The organism is Sanguibacter keddieii DSM 10542, from assembly GCF_000024925.1.
In the GTDB taxonomy this organism is placed as follows: Bacteria; Actinomycetota; Actinomycetes; order Actinomycetales; family Cellulomonadaceae; genus Sanguibacter; species Sanguibacter keddieii.
In genome coordinates, this window is record NC_013521.1 from 789,490 (window position 1) to 806,374 (window position 16,885).

Annotated in this window: 11 protein-coding genes and 3 rRNA genes; 11 read left to right on the top strand and 3 right to left on the bottom strand. The window is 66.5% G+C overall.

The window, feature by feature from the left end:
* The first annotated feature begins 14 nt into the window (after nucleotides 1-14).
* From SKED_RS03360 to araA, 8 genes are all read left to right on the top strand, one after another.
* The gene (locus SKED_RS03360) at nucleotides 15-773 is read left to right on the top strand and encodes a hypothetical protein (protein ID WP_012865718.1); all 759 of its coding nucleotides are present in this window, start codon (nucleotides 15-17) and stop codon (nucleotides 771-773) included.
* Nucleotides 774-799: 26 nt separating this feature from the next.
* A complete protein-coding gene (locus SKED_RS03365; protein WP_143755638.1) occupies nucleotides 800-1,792 on the top strand; it encodes a LacI family DNA-binding transcriptional regulator in 993 nt (330 codons plus the stop codon).
* A 624-nt stretch (nucleotides 1,793-2,416) separates the two neighbouring features.
* A 16S ribosomal RNA gene (locus SKED_RS03370) occupies nucleotides 2,417-3,940 on the top strand.
* A gap of 455 nt (nucleotides 3,941-4,395) precedes the next feature.
* A 23S ribosomal RNA gene (locus tag SKED_RS03375) occupies nucleotides 4,396-7,507 on the top strand.
* Between the two features lie 78 nt (nucleotides 7,508-7,585).
* A 5S ribosomal RNA gene (gene rrf / locus SKED_RS03380) occupies nucleotides 7,586-7,702 on the top strand.
* Together the 16S, 23S and 5S rRNA genes form the textbook arrangement of a ribosomal RNA operon.
* A 319-nt stretch (nucleotides 7,703-8,021) precedes the next feature.
* The gene (gene araB, locus SKED_RS03385) at nucleotides 8,022-9,761 is read left to right on the top strand and encodes a ribulokinase (RefSeq protein WP_012865720.1); all 1,740 of its coding nucleotides are present in this window, start codon (nucleotides 8,022-8,024) and stop codon (nucleotides 9,759-9,761) included.
* Entirely contained in the window at nucleotides 9,758-10,462 is a 705-nt protein-coding gene (locus SKED_RS03390) for an L-ribulose-5-phosphate 4-epimerase (RefSeq protein ID WP_012865721.1), read from the top strand. Before araB ends, SKED_RS03390 begins: the two co-directional genes overlap by 4 nt.
* Nucleotides 10,463-10,590: 128 nt before the next feature.
* Nucleotides 10,591-12,099, top strand: a complete 1,509-nt coding sequence (araA, locus tag SKED_RS03395; protein WP_012865722.1) for an L-arabinose isomerase — start codon at nucleotides 10,591-10,593, stop codon at nucleotides 12,097-12,099.
* A 110-nt stretch (nucleotides 12,100-12,209) separates the two neighbouring features.
* Here araA and SKED_RS03400 read toward each other — a convergent pair whose 3' ends face one another.
* The 3 genes from SKED_RS03400 to SKED_RS03410 all read right to left on the bottom strand — a co-directional run bounded on the left by SKED_RS03400 (nucleotide 12,210) and on the right by SKED_RS03410 (nucleotide 14,758).
* Complete coding sequence (locus tag SKED_RS03400) at nucleotides 12,210-12,497, bottom strand: hypothetical protein (RefSeq protein WP_012865723.1); 288 nt, start codon at nucleotides 12,495-12,497, stop codon at nucleotides 12,210-12,212.
* A 193-nt stretch (nucleotides 12,498-12,690) separates the two neighbouring features.
* Nucleotides 12,691-13,389: a potassium channel family protein gene (locus tag SKED_RS03405; RefSeq protein ID WP_012865724.1), complete on the bottom strand. Its 699-nt coding sequence runs from the start codon at nucleotides 13,387-13,389 to the stop codon at nucleotides 12,691-12,693.
* Nucleotides 13,382-14,758 (bottom strand): TrkH family potassium uptake protein, encoded by a 1,377-nt coding sequence (locus SKED_RS03410; RefSeq protein WP_012865725.1) that lies wholly within the window; start codon nucleotides 14,756-14,758, stop codon nucleotides 13,382-13,384. Before SKED_RS03410 ends, SKED_RS03405 begins: the two co-directional genes overlap by 8 nt.
* Before the next feature lie 154 nt (nucleotides 14,759-14,912).
* Between SKED_RS03410 and SKED_RS03415 the strand changes: the two genes are divergently transcribed.
* The 3 genes from SKED_RS03415 (at nucleotide 14,913) to SKED_RS19405 (ending at nucleotide 16,840) form a co-directional block, all read left to right on the top strand.
* On the top strand, nucleotides 14,913-16,109 hold the full coding sequence (locus tag SKED_RS03415; protein ID WP_012865726.1) for an acetoin utilization protein AcuC: 1,197 nt from the start codon (nucleotides 14,913-14,915) through the stop codon (nucleotides 16,107-16,109).
* A 215-nt stretch (nucleotides 16,110-16,324) separates the two neighbouring features.
* Nucleotides 16,325-16,531: a helix-turn-helix domain-containing protein gene (locus tag SKED_RS03420; protein ID WP_042437729.1), complete on the top strand. Its 207-nt coding sequence runs from the start codon at nucleotides 16,325-16,327 to the stop codon at nucleotides 16,529-16,531.
* Between the two features lie 210 nt (nucleotides 16,532-16,741).
* On the top strand, nucleotides 16,742-16,840 hold the full coding sequence (locus SKED_RS19405; protein ID WP_003792170.1) for a 30S ribosomal protein bS22: 99 nt from the start codon (nucleotides 16,742-16,744) through the stop codon (nucleotides 16,838-16,840).
* Nucleotides 16,841-16,885 lie beyond the last annotated feature (45 nt).

Here is a 16,885-nt window from a genome sequence, read left to right on the forward strand (position 1 = left end):
CACGAGGGAGCACCATGTCCGAGAACGAGTCGACAGCGCCGGAGACCGAGCAGGAGCCCTCCGCGGGCGACAGCACGACCGGCGTCGCCGGGCTCGCGGCACCCGAGGGCGAGCCTCGCTCCGACGAGGAGACGCGCCGGGCGCGCCGGTCCGAGCAGCGACGCGGACGAGCGCTGTGGTTCGTGATCGGTGTGCCGGTGGTCCTCGTGGCGGCCGTCGTGCTGTTCTTCGTGCTCCGCCCCGCCGACGCCGACCCTGCGGCCTCTGCGACGGTCACCACCACGCTGCCGGTCCCGACCGCGACCTCCGAGCCTCTCGACCGGGCAGACGCGACCGCGCTCGTCCAGGCCTTGCCCGGCACCGTCCGGCAGTTCGTCCTCACGACCGTCGAGCCGACGGACTCCCTCGAGGGGGCGGTCGAGGGCTGGACGGCCGCCTACGAGGGAGAGGCCGTCGACAGCCAGTGGGGCACCGCCTCGGGGACGAGCACGGGGTCGGCCGACACCACGGCGGCCGGGTTCACCGTCACCGTGGGGCAGTGGGCAGACGCTGACCGCGCGACCGAGGCCGCCGCCGGTCTCTCTGCGGACCTCGGCGAGCCGACGAGCACGGAGGACGTCACCGTCGGAGACGACGTCACGGGGTCGCTGTCCTTCTACGGGGAGGACGGCGCGTCCGAGGGGACCGCGGTCTGGACCAACGGCACGGTCGTCCTGCGGGCCGTGGGCCCGGCCTCCGAGGTCGTCAACTTCGCGACGGGCTTCGGCCTCTGATGCGCGTGAGCCCACGCAGACCGGGGATGAACGACGTCGCGAGGGCGGCGGGCGTCTCCCACCAGACGGTCTCGCGCGTGCTCAACGACCACCCGAACGTCCGCGAGGAGACCCGGGAGAAGGTCCTCGCGGCCATCTCCGAGCTGGGGTACCGGCGCAACTCGGCGGCGCGGACGCTGGTGACCCAGCGCTCGGGCACCGTGGGCGTGGTGACGACCGGCTCGTTCTCCTTCGGCCCGTCGCAGACGCTCGTGGCGATCGAGGAGGCTGCCCGCGAGGCCGGCTACTTCCTCACGGTCGCGACGCTGCGCACGGTGGACGCCCAGTCGATGCGCCAGGCCCTCGGCCACCTCATGGACCAGGGGGTCGACGGCATCGTGGTCATCGCGCCGCACGCCGAGGTGGTGGACGCGGTCCGGGCCTCGCACGAGCAGCTGCCCGTCGTGGTGGTGGCCGCGCTCGCCGACCCGCCGGAGTCCGTCACGACCGTGTCGGTCGACCAGGCTCTCGGGGCGCGGACGGTCGTGGACCACCTCGCGGCGCTCGGGCACGCAGAGGTGGTGCACGTGTCGGGGCCGCCGGGGTGGCTCGACGCCGAGGCGCGCGTGCACGGGTGGCGCGAGCAGTCTCGGGCGCTGGGGCTGACGGTGCCCGCCGTGGTCGAGGGGGACTGGACCTCAGCCTGCGGGTACGCGGTCGGCCGGCGGATGGTGGCGGAAGGAGCCCCCACGGCGGTGTTCGCGGCGAACGACCACCTGGCGCTCGGACTCCTGCGGGCTTTCCACGAGGGCGGCCTGAGCGTCCCGCGGGACGTCTCGGTGGTCGGCTTCGACGACGTCACCGGGGCGGGCGACTTCATCCCGCCGCTCACGACGGTGCGGCCCGGGTTCGCGGACCTCGGTCACCAGATCATCGCGACCCTGCGCGGGCTGCTCGACGGGGCGCAGGTCGACGACGCGGTCCTCGAGCCCGAGCTGGTGGTGCGGGAGAGCACCGGGCGGCCGACGGGCCGAGGCTGATCGGGGTCCGGCGGCTGATCGCGAGGGCGACGGGAGGGTCACGAGAGGGGCGCAGGAGGTCGACGCCCGCCCGTGACCGGGGTCACGGGATGCGGATTGGCCAAGTCCGTGATCGGTGACGTAGTGTTCTGGATGTCAGCCCGACAGGGAGGCACAGACACCACTGCGAAGCTCGCAAGAGCCGCCGCGAAGTGGCTGTTCCCGGGGCGTGACCGACCCTCATCGAGAAGCACAGAGGACGGGCTCAGCCCGAACATCTGCTCCGAAGACATGAGGTAACCTGTTCCAGGCCGGAAGAACCTGCGCACGACGCAGGGACGGCTGGCCGGAGGAAGACAGGTCAACCTGAACGGCAGCCCCATGCTGACAGCCTGAGAAGGGCTTGACGGTGGTGCGCGTCCGCTCCTTGAGAACTCAACAGTGTGCTTAATAGTCAATGCCAAGACCCCTCGTCTTGGGTTGGTACCTGACCTTTCGGTCGGGGCTGATGCTGGACGAGGTTTATTTGGTATGAATTGAAAACGCAAGTTTTCGGTTTGTAGCCTTGATTAATCAAGTTCTCTCTTTGCGGGGAGGCTTGCTTCGTATGGTTGTTAACTGGTTTCGGCTGGTTGATAGCAAACATTTACGGAGAGTTTGATCCTGGCTCAGGACGAACGCTGGCGGCGTGCTTAACACATGCAAGTCGAACGGTGACGCTGGAGCTTGCTCTGGTTGATCAGTGGCGAACGGGTGAGTAACACGTGAGTAACCTGCCCTTGACTCTGGGATAACTCCGGGAAACCGGGGCTAATACCGGATACGAGACGCGATCGCATGGTCGGCGTCTGGAAAGTTTTTCGGTCAAGGATGGACTCGCGGCCTATCAGCTAGTTGGTGAGGTAACGGCTCACCAAGGCGTCGACGGGTAGCCGGCCTGAGAGGGCGACCGGCCACACTGGGACTGAGACACGGCCCAGACTCCTACGGGAGGCAGCAGTGGGGAATATTGCACAATGGGCGAAAGCCTGATGCAGCGACGCCGCGTGAGGGATGAAGGCCTTCGGGTTGTAAACCTCTTTCAGTAGGGAAGAAGCGAAAGTGACGGTACCTGCAGAAGAAGCGCCGGCTAACTACGTGCCAGCAGCCGCGGTAATACGTAGGGCGCAAGCGTTGTCCGGAATTATTGGGCGTAAAGAGCTCGTAGGCGGTTTGTCGCGTCTGGTGTGAAAACTCAAGGCTCAACCTTGAGCTTGCATCGGGTACGGGCAGACTAGAGTGTGGTAGGGGTGACTGGAATTCCTGGTGTAGCGGTGGAATGCGCAGATATCAGGAGGAACACCGATGGCGAAGGCAGGTCACTGGGCCACTACTGACGCTGAGGAGCGAAAGCATGGGGAGCGAACAGGATTAGATACCCTGGTAGTCCATGCCGTAAACGTTGGGCACTAGGTGTGGGGCTCATTCCACGAGTTCCGCGCCGCAGCTAACGCATTAAGTGCCCCGCCTGGGGAGTACGGCCGCAAGGCTAAAACTCAAAGGAATTGACGGGGGCCCGCACAAGCGGCGGAGCATGCGGATTAATTCGATGCAACGCGAAGAACCTTACCAAGGCTTGACATACACCGGAATCGGCCAGAGATGGTCGCGTCTTCGGACTGGTGTACAGGTGGTGCATGGTTGTCGTCAGCTCGTGTCGTGAGATGTTGGGTTAAGTCCCGCAACGAGCGCAACCCTCGTCCTATGTTGCCAGCACGTCATGGTGGGGACTCATAGGAGACTGCCGGGGTCAACTCGGAGGAAGGTGGGGATGACGTCAAATCATCATGCCCCTTATGTCTTGGGCTTCACGCATGCTACAATGGCCGGTACAAAGGGCTGCGATACCGCGAGGTGGAGCGAATCCCAAAAAGCCGGTCTCAGTTCGGATTGGGGTCTGCAACTCGACCCCATGAAGTCGGAGTCGCTAGTAATCGCAGATCAGCAACGCTGCGGTGAATACGTTCCCGGGCCTTGTACACACCGCCCGTCAAGTCACGAAAGTCGGTAACACCCGAAGCCGGTGGCCTAACCCCTTGTGGGATGGAGCCGTCGAAGGTGGGATTGGCGATTGGGACTAAGTCGTAACAAGGTAGCCGTACCGGAAGGTGCGGCTGGATCACCTCCTTTCTAAGGAGCTACACACTGGCTCTGATCTCGGGGACTACCCCGGCAGGGTTCAGGTGGCCGCTTCCACACTCCGAATGAGGGTGTGGGCGGTTGCTCACGGGTGGAACATTGACTAGGACTCGTCATGAGGTCCGCTGTTAGTACACCAGCTTCGTCTGGTTGGAAGAGAGTGGGTCGAGGGGTGGGGACATGAGCACACTGTTGGGTCCTGAAGGCACGGGCGTCTTGACGCAAGTGAACTTCAGGCGCCAAGCCGGCTGAGACCTCTGGGTCTTGGCGGATCGGGTTGGTTGCCACGACACGGGTCACCCTGAACCAGTTGAACCGCTCTTGAGCTTTGCTCGGGGGTAGGCGGTGGTGTTGGGTGGGATCGTCCGTAGCTTGAGAACTGCACAGTGGACGCGAGCATCTTTGTAAGATCAAAGATTTATCTTTGTTCTCTGCAATTTTATTGTTGTCAAGTTTTTAAGGGCACAGGGTGGATGCCTTGGCACTAGGAGCCGATGAAGGACGTAGTAGCCTGCGATAAGCCTCGGGGAGTTGGCAAACGAACTGTGATCCGAGGATTTCCGAATGGGGAAACCCAGCACGAGTTATGTCGTGTTACCTGCACCTGAATATATAGGGTGTGTGGAGGGAACGTCGGGAAGTGAAACATCTCAGTACCGACAGGAAGAGATATTCCGTGAGTAGTGGCGAGCGAAAGCGGATGAGGCCAAACCGTTCATGTGTGATACCCGGCAGGGGTTGCATGGGCGGGGTTGTGGGACCTTTCAGATGAGTCTGCCGGCTTGTCAGGGAGTCAGAAAGTCATGTGATAGTCGAAGGGCATTGAAAGGCCCGGCGTAGAGGGTGTGACCCCCGTAGACGAAATCATGTGGCCTCCCGAAGGGGATCCCAAGTAGCACGGGGCCCGAGAAATCCCGTGTGAATCCGTGAAGACCACTTCATAAGCCTAAATACTACCTAGTGACCGATAGCGGACAAGTACCGTGAGGGAAAGGTGAAAAGTACCCCGGGAGGGGAGTGAAATAGTACCTGAAACCGTGTGCCTACAATCCGTTGGAGCCTCCTTAGCAGGGGTGACAGCGTGCCTTTTGAAGAATGAGCCTGCGAGTTAGTGCTCAGTGGCGAGGTTAACCCGTGTGGGGAAGCCGTAGCGAAAGCGAGTCCGAATAGGGCGTCAGAGTCGCTGGGTCTAGACCCGAAGCGAAGTGATCTACCCATGGGCAGGTTGAAGCGCGGGTAAGACCGCGTGGAGGACCGAACCCACCTAGGTTGAAAACTGGGGGGATGACCTGTGGGTAGGGGTGAAAGGCCAATCAAACTTCGTGATAGCTGGTTCTCCCCGAAATGCATTTAGGTGCAGCCTCGCGTGTTTCTTGCCGGAGGTAGAGCTACTGGATAGCCGATGGGCCCTACAAGGTTACTGACGTTAGCCAAACTCCGAATGCCGGTAAGTGAGAGCGCGGGAGTGAGACTGCGGGGGATAAGCTCCGTAGTCGAGAGGGAAACAGCCCAGACCACCAGCTAAGGCCCCTAAGCGTGTGCTAAGTGGGAAAGGATGTGGAGTTGCACAGACAACCAGGAGGTTGGCTTAGAAGCAGCCACCCTTGAAAGAGTGCGTAATAGCTCACTGGTCAAGTGATTCCGCGCCGACAATGTAGCGGGGCTCAAGTACACCGCCGAAGCTGTGGCATTCACATAATAACCAGGCCTTCGTGGTCCAGGTGTGTGGATGGGTAGGGGAGCGTCGTGTGGGCAGTGAAGCTGCGGGGGAACCCAGTGGTGGAGCCTACACGAGTGAGAATGCAGGCATGAGTAGCGAAAGACGGGTGAGAAACCCGTCCGCCGAATGATCAAGGGTTCCAGGGCCAGGCTAATCCGCCCTGGGTAAGTCGGGACCTAAGGCGAGGCCGACAGGCGTAGTCGATGGACAAGGAGTTGATATTCTCCTACCGGCGAAGAACCGCCCATACCGAGCCCGGTGATGCTGACCGCCCAAGCCTGGTCTACAGGCCCTTCGGGGCTGAGGACTCAGGGGAGCGCGGGACCCGAACCGGTAGTAGGTAAGCGTATTAACAGGAGTGACGCAGGAAGGTAGCCAAGCCGAGCGACGGTTGTCTCGGTCTAAGGACGTAGGGCGAACAGTAGGCAAATCCGCTGTTCACATAGCCTGAGATCTGACGGGACCCACCCTAGGTGGGGATTTGGTGATCCTATGCTGCCGAGAAAAGCTTCGACGCGAGGTTCAAGCCGCCCGTACCCTAAACCGACTCAGGTGATCAGGTAGAGAATACTAAGGCGATCGAGAGAATCATGGTTAAGGAACTCGGCAAAATGCCCCCGTAACTTCGGGAGAAGGGGGGCCCGGAGCGTGAAGCCACTAGCTGGCCGAGCGTGCAAGGGCCGCAGAGACCAGGGAGAAGCGACTGTTTACTAAAAACACAGGTCCGTGCGAAGTCGCAAGACGATGTATACGGACTGACGCCTGCCCGGTGCTGGAAGGTTAAGAGGACGGGTTAGCACTTGTGCGAAGCTCAGAATTTAAGCCCCAGTAAACGGCGGTGGTAACTATAACCATCCTAAGGTAGCGAAATTCCTTGTCGGGTAAGTTCCGACCTGCACGAATGGCGTAACGACTTCTCCGCTGTCTCAACCGTGAACTCGGCGAAATTGCACTACGAGTAAAGATGCTCGTTACGCGCAGCAGGACGGAAAGACCCCGGGACCTTTACTATAGTTTGGTATTGGTGTTCGGTGCGGCTTGTGTAGGATAGGTGGGAGACTGTGAAGCGGGCACGCCAGTGTTCGTGGAGTCAACGTTGAAATACCACTCTGGTCGCTCTGGACATCTAACCTCGGTCCGTAATCCGGATCAGGGACAGTGCCTGATGGGTAGTTTAACTGGGGCGGTTGCCTCCTAAAATGTAACGGAGGCGCTCAAAGGTTCCCTCAGCCTGGTTGGCAATCAGGTGTCGAGTGCAAGTGCACAAGGGAGCTTGACTGTGAGACTGACAGGTCGAGCAGGGACGAAAGTCGGAACTAGTGATCCGGCGGTGGCTTGTGGAAGCGCCGTCGCTCAACGGATAAAAGGTACCCCGGGGATAACAGGCTGATCTTGCCCAAGAGTCCATATCGACGGCATGGTTTGGCACCTCGATGTCGGCTCGTCGCATCCTGGGGCTGGAGTAGGTCCCAAGGGTTGGGCTGTTCGCCCATTAAAGCGGTACGCGAGCTGGGTTTAGAACGTCGTGAGACAGTTCGGTCCCTATCCGCTGCGCGCGCAGGAAACTTGAGAAGGGCTGTCCCTAGTACGAGAGGACCGGGACGGACGAACCTCTGGTGTGCCAGTTGTTCCGCCAGGAGCACGGCTGGTTGGCTACGTTCGGAAGGGATAACCGCTGAAAGCATCTAAGCGGGAAGCCTGCTTCAAGATGAGGTTTCCATGAGGGCTTGACCCTCGAGAGGCTCCCAGCAGACCACTGGGTAGATAGGCCGGACGTGGAAGAGAGGACTAACGACTCTCGGAGCTGACCGGTACTAATAAGCCGATAACTTGATAACACTCAATTTTTGTGTGCTACGCGTCCACTGTGCGGTTCTCGGGTAACGGCCGAGAACCGGTTGACAACCCAATAGAGTTACGGCGGTCATAGCGAGGGGGAAACGCCCGGTCCCATTCCGAACCCGGAAGCTAAGCCCCTCTGCGCCGATGGTACTGCACGGGAGACTGTGTGGGAGAGTAGGTCGCCGCCGGACAATCATTCAACGAGAGCCCACCCCTTCTGGGGGTGGGCTTTCGTCGTACCCGGACAGGTTTCGGGAGGTCTTCGGATGCTCCGTCCTCGGCACCAGGCCGGCCTCTCCACCGCTACGGCGGGCCCTGAGCGATGCCGCAGTGCTTGCGCAGCGCGGATTGTGAACGTTAACATGGGGTGTCGACACGGGCGCCGAGCGCTACCGTGGCGACGAGGAGGTCGAGACGTCGTCTCGTCTCCGTCCCCTGTCTGCCGACGCCGGGCGTCCTGACCGACCTGGTCCTCCGCCCGAGGTGTCTTCACAAGCAACGAGGCTTCGAATGACTGACTCGCAGCGCGCCCTGGTCGTGGGCGTCGACTATGGAACCCTCTCCGGCCGCGCCGTGGTGGTGCGTGTGCACGACGGAGCCGAGCTCGGCACCGGAGTCCACGAGTACCCGCACGCGGTCATGGACCGTCAGCTCACCACCGGGCCGGCCTGGGAGGCCGGGACGCCGGTCTCGCTGGCGCCCGAGTGGGCCCTCCAGGTCCCTCAGGACTACGTCGACGTCCTCAAGGTCGCCGTCCCCGCGGCGATCGCCCAGGCACAGGCCGACCACGGCATCGATGTCGCCGACATCATCGGGATCGGCACCGACTTCACGGCGTGCACCATGGTCCCCACCACCACCGACGGCACGCCGCTCAACGAGCTCGACGGCCTGGGCGACCGGCCGCACGCCTACGTCAAGCTCTGGCGCCACCACGCCGCCCAGGGGCAGGCCGACCGCATCAACGAGCTCGCGCACGCCCGTGGCGAGTCGTGGATCTCCCGCTACGGCGGTCTCATCTCCTCCGAGTGGGAGTTCGCCAAGGGCCTGCAGGTCCTCGAGGAGGACCGCGAGGTCTACGACCGCATCGACCACTGGGTCGAGGCCGCCGACTGGATCGTGTGGCAGCTGAGCGGTGACTACGTCCGCAACGCCTGCACCGCCGGCTACAAGGGCATCTACCAGGACGGGGAGTACCCCTCCGCAGAGTTCCTCTCCGCCCTCAACCCCGACTTCGGCTCCTTCGTCGCCGACAAGGTCGAGCACACCATCGGGCAGCTCGGCGCACCTGCTGGCCGTCTCACGGCCGAGGCGGCCGGCTGGACCGGGCTCCCCGAGGGCATCGCCGTCGCGGTCGGCAACGTCGACGCGCACGTGACCGCCCCCGCGGCCAACGCCGTCGAGCCGGGTCAGATGACCGCGATCATGGGCACCTCTACCTGCCACGTGATGAACGGTGAGGAGCTCCACGAGGTCCCCGGCATGTGCGGCGTCGTCGAGGGTGGCATCGTCGACGGGCTCTGGGGCTACGAGGCCGGCCAGTCCGGCGTCGGCGACATCTTCGGGTGGTTCGTGAAGTCCTCCGTCCCGCCGGCCTACGTCGAGGCCGCCGCAGCAGCCGGACGCTCGGTGCACGAGCACCTCACCGAGCTCGCCCGCCCGCAGCAGATCGGCGAGCACGGCCTGGTGGCCCTCGACTGGCACTCGGGCAACCGCTCGGTCCTCGTCGACCACGAGCTCTCGGGCATCGTCGTCGGGCAGACGCTCGCCACCGCACCCGAGGACACCTACCGTGCGCTCCTCGAGGCGACCGCCTTCGGCACCCGGACCATCGTCGAGGCCTTCCAGACCTCGGGCGTGCCGGTCACGGAGCTGGTCGTCGCCGGCGGGCTGCTGAAGAACACGCTGCTCATGCAGATCTACGCGGACGTGACGCGGCTCCCGCTGTCGACGATCGCGTCCGACCAGGGGCCCGCCCTCGGCTCGGCCATCCACGCTGCGGTCGCCGCCGGTGCCTACCCGGACGTCCGCGCCGCCGCGCAGGTGATGGGCAAGCGCACCGTCGCCGCCTACCTGCCCATCGAGGAGAACGCCGTCCGCTACGACGCGCTCTTCGCGGAGTACACGACCCTCCACGACTACTTCGGCCGTGGTGCCAACGAGGTCATGCACCGTCTCAAGGACATCCGCCGCGAGGCGAGGAGCCCACAGGCACCGCAGGCCTCGGAGACCGTCGAGGCGACGGCATGAGCGCCGCTCCGCAGGCGCCCGGTCTGGCCTCCTATCCCGACGAGGTCCGCGAGGAGGTCGCGCGAGTCCGTGAGGTCGTCGCCCGCCTGCACGCCGAGCTCCCGCGCTGGGAGCTGGTCGTGTGGACCGCCGGGAACGTCTCGCAGCGCCTGACGACGGCCGACCTCTTCGTCATCAAGCCGTCGGGGGTCACCTACGACGAGCTGACACCGGAGTCGATGGTCGTGTGCACCCTGGACGGCGAGCTCGTCGACGGGACGCGGTCACCGTCGTCCGACACGGCAGCCCACGCCTACGTCTACCGGCACATGCCCCACGTCGGGGGAGTGGTGCACACCCACTCCACCTACGCGACCGCCTGGGCGGCGCGCGGCGAGCCCGTCCCGTGCGTCCTGACGATGATGGCCGACGAGTTCGGCGGCGACGTCCCGGTCGGGCCGTTCGCGCTCATCGGTGACGACTCGATCGGTCAGGGCATCGTCGAGACGCTCTCCGAGAGCCGGTCGCCGGCGGTGCTCATGCGCAACCACGGACCGTTCACCATCGGCGCCGACGCGAAGGCCGCGGTCAAGGCTGCCGTCATGGTCGAGGAGGTCGCCCGCACGGTGCACATCTCCCGCCAGCTCGGCGAGCCGACGCGGATCCCGCAGGATCGGGTCGACTCGCTCTACGACCGCTACCAGAACGTCTACGGGCGGTAGCAGCGCCAGTACCACGCTCCACGACGCAGGCGGCACGACCTGCGACGCACCACACCCACGATCTACCGAGACCCGGGCCATGAGCCCGGTCGTCGACCGGCACGGCTGCCGGAGTGAGGACACACACCATGAAGAACCCGTTCGAGGGCAAAGAGATCTGGTTCCTGACCGGGTCGCAGGGCCTCTACGGCGAGGAGACCCTCCAGCAGGTCGCCGAGCAGTCCCAGGCGATCGCCGCGGCCATCGACGAGGCCGGCGACGTCCCGATCCGTGTGGTCTGGAAGCCCGTCCTCAAGGACTCGGAGTCGATCAAGCGCACCGCCCTCGAGGCGAACGCCGACCCCGCGTGCATCGGCCTCGTCGCCTGGATGCACACGTTCTCCCCGGCCAAGATGTGGATCCGGGGCCTCGACGCGCTCGACACCCCGCTGCTGCACCTGCACACGCAGGCCAACGTCGAGCTGCCGTGGGCGGACATCGACATGGACTTCATGAACCTCAACCAGGCCGCCCACGGCGACCGCGAGTTCGGGTACATCCAGACGCGCATGGGCGTGCCGCGCAAGACGGTCGTCGGGCACGTGTCCAACCCCGCCGTCGCCGCGAAGATCGGTACCTGGTCGCGGGCCGCCGCGGGCTTCGACGCCGTGCGCAACCTGCGTCTGGCGCGCTTCGGCGACAACATGCGCAACGTGGCCGTCACCGAGGGCGACAAGACCGAGGCGGAGATCAGCCTCGGGGTGTCGGTCAACACCTGGGGCGTCAACGAGCTGGTCGAGGCCGTCGACGCGGTCGAGGAGTCGGTGATCGACGCCCTCGTCGCCGAGTACGAGGAGCTCTACGACGTCGCGCCCGAGCTGCGCGCCGGTGGCGAGCGCCACGACGCGCTCCGCTACGGCGCGCGCCAGGAAGCGGGGCTGCGGTCCTTCCTCGAGGCGGGCGACTTCGGTGCCTTCACGACGAACTTCGAGGACCTCGGCGCGCTGCGCCAGCTCCCCGGGCTCGCCGTGCAGCGCCTCATGGCCGAGGGCTACGGCTTCGGTGCCGAGGGAGACTGGAAGACGGCCCTGCTCGTCCGGGCCGCCAAGGTCATGGGCTACGGGCTCCCCGGTGGAGCGTCCCTCATGGAGGACTACACCTACGACCTCACCCCGGGCGACGAGAAGATCCTTGGCGCGCACATGCTCGAGGTCTGCCCCTCGCTCACCACGTCGCGGCCCTCGCTCGAGGTGCACCCGCTCGGCATCGGCGGCAAGGAGGACCCGGTCCGGCTGGTCTTCAACACCGATCCCGGTCCTGCTGTCGTCGTCGCGATGTCGGACATGCGCGAGCGCTTCCGCCTCACCGTGAACGTGGTCGACGTGGTCGAGCCCGGCCACGAGCTGCCGAACCTGCCCGTGGCACGCGCGGTGTGGAAGCCGCAGCCGAGCTTCGCGGTGTCGGCGGAGGCCTGGCTGATCGCGGGGGCCGCGCACCACACGGTGATGAGCACCGCGGTGGGCCTCGAGGCCTTCCAGGACTTCTCCGACATGGCGCGGACCGAGCTCGCGACCATCGACGAGACGACCACGTCGCGCGGCTTCGCGCAGGAGCTCCGCTGGAACCAGGCGTACTACAGGCTCGCGCAGGGGTTCTGAGCCCCACGCTCGGCCACGTCTGTGCCCTGTGGCCCCGGGCGCCCAGCAGCAGCGCACAGGGGCCCTGGACGTCGTCCAGGGCCCCTCTGGCGCTCACCGCACGGTCTCGCTCAGGCGCGGTCTTCGGACCCCGGGCCCGTGATGGCTCCGCGGTCTGACCGGTCGCCCCGCTCTGGGCGCCTGTCGGCGCGCGCCGACCTGTGCTCCCGGTCGGCGGGCCCCCGACCGCTGCGGGCAGGAGGCTCGGCAGGGCGGTAGGCCCCGGCCCGGGCGATCCACCCGGTCCGACCCTCGGACGCGGCGACCGCCTCGCGCACCGGGAGCCTCAGCACGGACTCGGTGCTGAGGCTCGGGGCGAAGCGGAACGCCGGCGGCGTCTGCGGGTGTCGGTCGTGCATGCTGGTGTGGTTCTCCTCGTGGCGCGGGTGCGGGCACCGCAATGATCCGTCGATGGTGGCACCGCTCGCTGCGAGGACGCCGAGAGGTGAGTGGTGGGACCGTGGTCTTGCCGTGCAGATCACGTGTCGCTCAGGGGTGGCGTCTCGGTGCTCGGTGGCGGCGCCCGGGTGCTCGGTGGTGGCGCCTGGGTGCTCAGGGTCGCGCGGCGAACCTCTCGAGCAGGTCGGAGTGGCCCGACACCACGAGCAGGTCGGTGGCCGCGATCCGCGTCTGGGGCTCGGCGTACACGAACTCCTGCCCGGGCGACTTCACCCCGATGATCGTCACGCCGTAGCGCTCGAGCACCTTGGTCTGCGCGATCGTGAAGCCCTGCGTCTCCCGCGGCGGGCGCATCTTGACGATGGTGAAGCCGTCCTCGACCTCGATGTAGTCGAGGAGCTTGCCCGACACCAGGTGCGCGACCCGGTTCCCGGCGTCTGCCTCGGGGAACACCACGTGGTGCGCACCGATGCGCTGCAGGATCCTGCCGTGCTCCGCCGAGATCGCCTTGGCCCAGATCTGCGCGGTGCCGAGGTCCACCAGGTTGCCGGTGATGAGCACGCTCGCCTCGAGCGAGGTGCCGACCCCCACGACCGCGACGGAGAAGTCTCGGGCCCCGAGCTGTTCGAGAGCCTCGGGGCTGGTCGCGTCGGCCTCGACGATGGGCAGACGGTCCGAGAAGTGCGCGACCAGCTGGGGGGAGCGCTCGACGGCGAGCACGTCCTGCCCGAGGCGGTCGAGAGTCATGGCCATCGCCGAGCCGAAGCGCCCGAGCCCGACGACGAGCACGCCGGCGTCGGACTTCGAGACCTTCGCGGAGCGGGAGACCCGCTCAGCAGTGTTGTCAACCAATGATCGGCCTCTCCTCGGGCAGCCGGATGACCCGGCGGCGGTCGCGCAGCGCGAGCGCTGCAGCAAGGGTCATGGTGCCGGTCCGGCCGATGAACATCAAGGCGATGAGCACGTACTTGCCGGCCTCGGGCAGCTCGTGGGTGACGCCGGTGGTCAGACCGACCGTCGCGAAGGCCGAGATCACCTCGAAGAGCACCACGTCGAGCGACCACCCGGTGATCTCGAGCAGGAGCAGGCACGAGACGAGCACCGCCGTGGCGCCGACGAACACGACGGCCACCGCGAGGCGGAGCGTGTCGCGGGGGATGCGTCGCCCGAAGACCTCGACGTCGCGGTCGCCCCGGGCCTCGGCGACGATCGCGATCATCATGACGGCCAGCGTCGTGACCTTGATGCCGCCGGCGGTCGAGGCGGAGCCACCACCGACGAACATCAGGGCGTCGGTGATGAGCCAGCTGGCCTCGTGCATCTGCCCGATGTCGACGGTGGAGAACCCGGCCGAGCGCGGCATCACGCTCATGAACACCCCGGAGAGCAGCTTGTCACCGACCGACATCGAGCCGAAGGTCCCCGCGTTGGTCCACTCGAGGGCGATGAACATGACGGCCCCGAAGACGACGAGCAGCGCCGAGGTGACGACGGTGAGCTTGGCGTGCAGGCTCCACCGGCGGAACTGCCGACGGTTGCGCGCCACGTTGAGGATCACGGGGAAGCCGAGAGCACCGATGAACGCGCCGACGATGATCGGGACGAGGAGCAGCCAGTCGCCCGCGTGAGGGGTGAGCCCCTCCTCGGTCGGGATGAAGCCGGCGTTGTTGAACACCGAGACCGCGTAGAAGATGCCGTGCCACAGGGCCTCGCCGGTGGTCTCGCGGAGCACGAGGAACCGCGGGACGAGCAGCAGGGCGAGCAGCACCTCGATCGTCGTCGAGGTGATGATGACGACGCGGATCAGCGAGCCGACCTCGCCGAGCCGGGTGGTCTTGGTCTCCGAGGCGGTGAGCAGCTTCTGGGTGAGCCCGATCCGGCGGGAGACGGCCATGCCGAGCAGCGAGGCCAGCGTCATGACGCCGAGACCGCCGACCTTGATGGCCACGAGGATGACGGCCTGGCCGAAGGGTGACCAGTAGGTCCCCGTCGGGACGGTCACGAGGCCGGTGACGCAGACGGCCGAGGTCGCCGTGAAGAACGCGTCGACGAAGGGCGCCCGGACCCCGCTGGTGGTCGCGAAGGGCGTCGAGAGCAGACCGGTGAAGACGGCGATCACCGCGGCGAACACGGTGATGGCGAGCCGGGCCGGAGACTGCCGCGCCATGCGGTCGACCAGCTCGCGGCCCGCCCAGATGCGGCCCGAGACCCCGGATGCCATGAGGCGCTCCCTGCGCTGGAGATGAGTCGGAGGTGACACGTACCAGCCGAACTCTGCCACGAGTCGAGCGGGGAGCGACGGCGGAGGCCAGAGACACACGGGCGGGCAGGTGCGACGTGCCCTCCGGCGCAGGCCCGGCGCGCTACCGTGGACCATGCCCAACAGCGTGCCTGCCCGTACCGACGTGGCCTGGAGCCCCGAGCTCGCCCAGCACGACTTCGGCCCGGGGCACCCGATGTCGCCCGTGCGGCTCGACCTCACCGTGCGCCTCGCCGGCGCCCTCGGCCTGCTCGACGAGGCCCACGTGCGTCTCGTCGACGCCGGCGTCGCCCCGGACGCGCTCCTGACGACCGTGCACGAGCCGGCGTACGTCGCCGCGGTGCACGCCGCCGCGCACGGCGTCGAGGACGTGCACCGAGGCCTGGGGACCGAGGACGACCCGATCTTCGCCGGGATGGACGACTCCGCCGCACGGATCGTCGCCGGGACCGTCGCGGTCGCGTCGTCCGTCTGGCGGGGCGAGGCCCTGCACGGCGTGAGCATCGCGGGGGGCATGCACCACGCGATGCCCGGTGGGGCGGCCGGCTTCTGCGTGTACAACGACGCGGCCGTCGCGATCCGCGCGCTGCTCGACGCGGGCGCTGAGCGCGTCGCGTACGTCGACCTCGACGCGCACCACGGCGACGGCGTCGAGCTCGTCTTCTGGGACGACCCGCGGGTGCTCACCGTCTCGGTCCACCAGAGCGGCGCGACGCTGTTCCCCGGCACCGGGCACGCGACGGACACGGGCGGGGCAGCCGCCCCCGGAGGTGCGGTCAACGTCGCGCTGCCTCCCCGGACCGGCAGCGCGGAGTGGCTGCGTGCCGTCGACGCGGTGGTGCCCGAGGCGCTGCGGGCGTTCCGGCCCGACGTGATCGTGTCCCAGCACGGCTGCGACGCGCACGGTCGCGACACCCTGAGCGACCTCGACGTCGGCGTCGACGCGCAGCGTCAGGCGACCGGGTGGGTCCACGAGCTGTCGCACGAGCTGAGCGACGGTCGCTGGGTGGCGCTCGGGGGAGGGGGCTACGCGATCGTCGAGGTGGTGCCGGTCGCCTGGTGCCACGTCCTGGCGATCGCCCAGCACCGCCCGGTCGACCCGGCCGCATCGGTCCCTGCCGTCTGGCGGACGCACGTCGAGACGGTGCTCGGGCACCGCGCCCCCGAGGTGATGTGCGACGCCGAGGGGCCGGTGACCTTCCGCCCGTGGGGCGAGGGCTACGACCCCGAGCAGGGGGTGGACCGGGCGATCCGTGCCACCCGGCAGGCGACGTTCCCGCTGCTGGGGGTGGACGTCAGCCTGGACGTCTGAGGAGGATCGGGGTGAAAGGGGCGCAGCCGCGGCGTCGTGCCTTTCCTCCGCGTCGTGGAGCCTCTAGTGTGTGCCCAGGGCTCATGTCACGTGCGCCCCAGGTGTCACACGGTCCACCGCGTCAGAGGCGACCACCGGGTGCCGACCGAACTCCGTGCCGCCTCCACCGGCACGCCGCACGGCCCGTCCAGGGTCGCGACACGAAGGTTCACACGATGAGCTCTGAAGCACCGCGCGTGCAGTTCCTGACCGTCGCCGAGGTGGCCGACGCGATGCGGGTGTCCAGGATGACCGTGTACCGCCTCGTGCACTCGGGCGAGCTGCCCGCCGTGCGCGTCGGCAAGTCCTTCCGGGTGCCGCAGGACGCGCTCACCGCATACCTGTCGTCCTCGAGGATCGAGGGTGACCAGCTGTCCTCGTGACGGCTGCGAGGCGTCGTCAGTCGTCGGCCGAGGTCGATGCTTGCCGTCGCGTCGCGTCTAGCCTCCCGAAGAAGGTAGGCTAGGGCAGGACTTTCCCGAGCGTGGGCGTCACGTGCGCCACTCGGAGTCGCCGGCCAGGTGCCGGCACGAGGCTCTGGGCGGTTCTACGACGTGCTGCGTGAGCAGACCCGATCAACATTGCGAGGACCCATGGGCTCCGTCATCAAGAAGCGCCGCAAGCGTATGGCAAAGAAGAAGCACCGCAAGCTGCTTCGCAAGACGCGCCACCAGCGTCGTAACAAGAAGTAGTCTCGTCCGGGCCCGGTTTCGACCGGGCCCGAGTCGTTCCCGGGG

Bases quoted from the DNA above. Each gene is read 5' to 3' on its own strand.
- SKED_RS03360 (WP_012865718.1), top strand. From the start codon at position 15: ATGTCCGAGAACGAGTCGACAGCGCCGGAGACCGAGCAGGAGCCCTCC.
- SKED_RS03365 (WP_143755638.1), top strand. From the start codon at position 800: ATGAACGACGTCGCGAGGGCGGCGGGCGTCTCCCACCAGACGGTCTCG.
- araB (WP_012865720.1), top strand. From the start codon at position 8,022: ATGACTGACTCGCAGCGCGCCCTGGTCGTGGGCGTCGACTATGGAACC.
- SKED_RS03390 (WP_012865721.1), top strand. From the start codon at position 9,758: ATGAGCGCCGCTCCGCAGGCGCCCGGTCTGGCCTCCTATCCCGACGAG.
- araA (WP_012865722.1), top strand. From the start codon at position 10,591: ATGAAGAACCCGTTCGAGGGCAAAGAGATCTGGTTCCTGACCGGGTCG.
- SKED_RS03400 (WP_012865723.1), bottom strand. From the start codon at position 12,497: ATGCACGACCGACACCCGCAGACGCCGCCGGCGTTCCGCTTCGCCCCG.
- SKED_RS03410 (WP_012865725.1), bottom strand. From the start codon at position 14,758: ATGGCATCCGGGGTCTCGGGCCGCATCTGGGCGGGCCGCGAGCTGGTC.
- SKED_RS03415 (WP_012865726.1), top strand. From the start codon at position 14,913: ATGCCCAACAGCGTGCCTGCCCGTACCGACGTGGCCTGGAGCCCCGAG.
- SKED_RS03420 (WP_042437729.1), top strand. From the start codon at position 16,325: ATGAGCTCTGAAGCACCGCGCGTGCAGTTCCTGACCGTCGCCGAGGTG.
- SKED_RS19405 (WP_003792170.1), top strand. From the start codon at position 16,742: ATGGGCTCCGTCATCAAGAAGCGCCGCAAGCGTATGGCAAAGAAGAAG.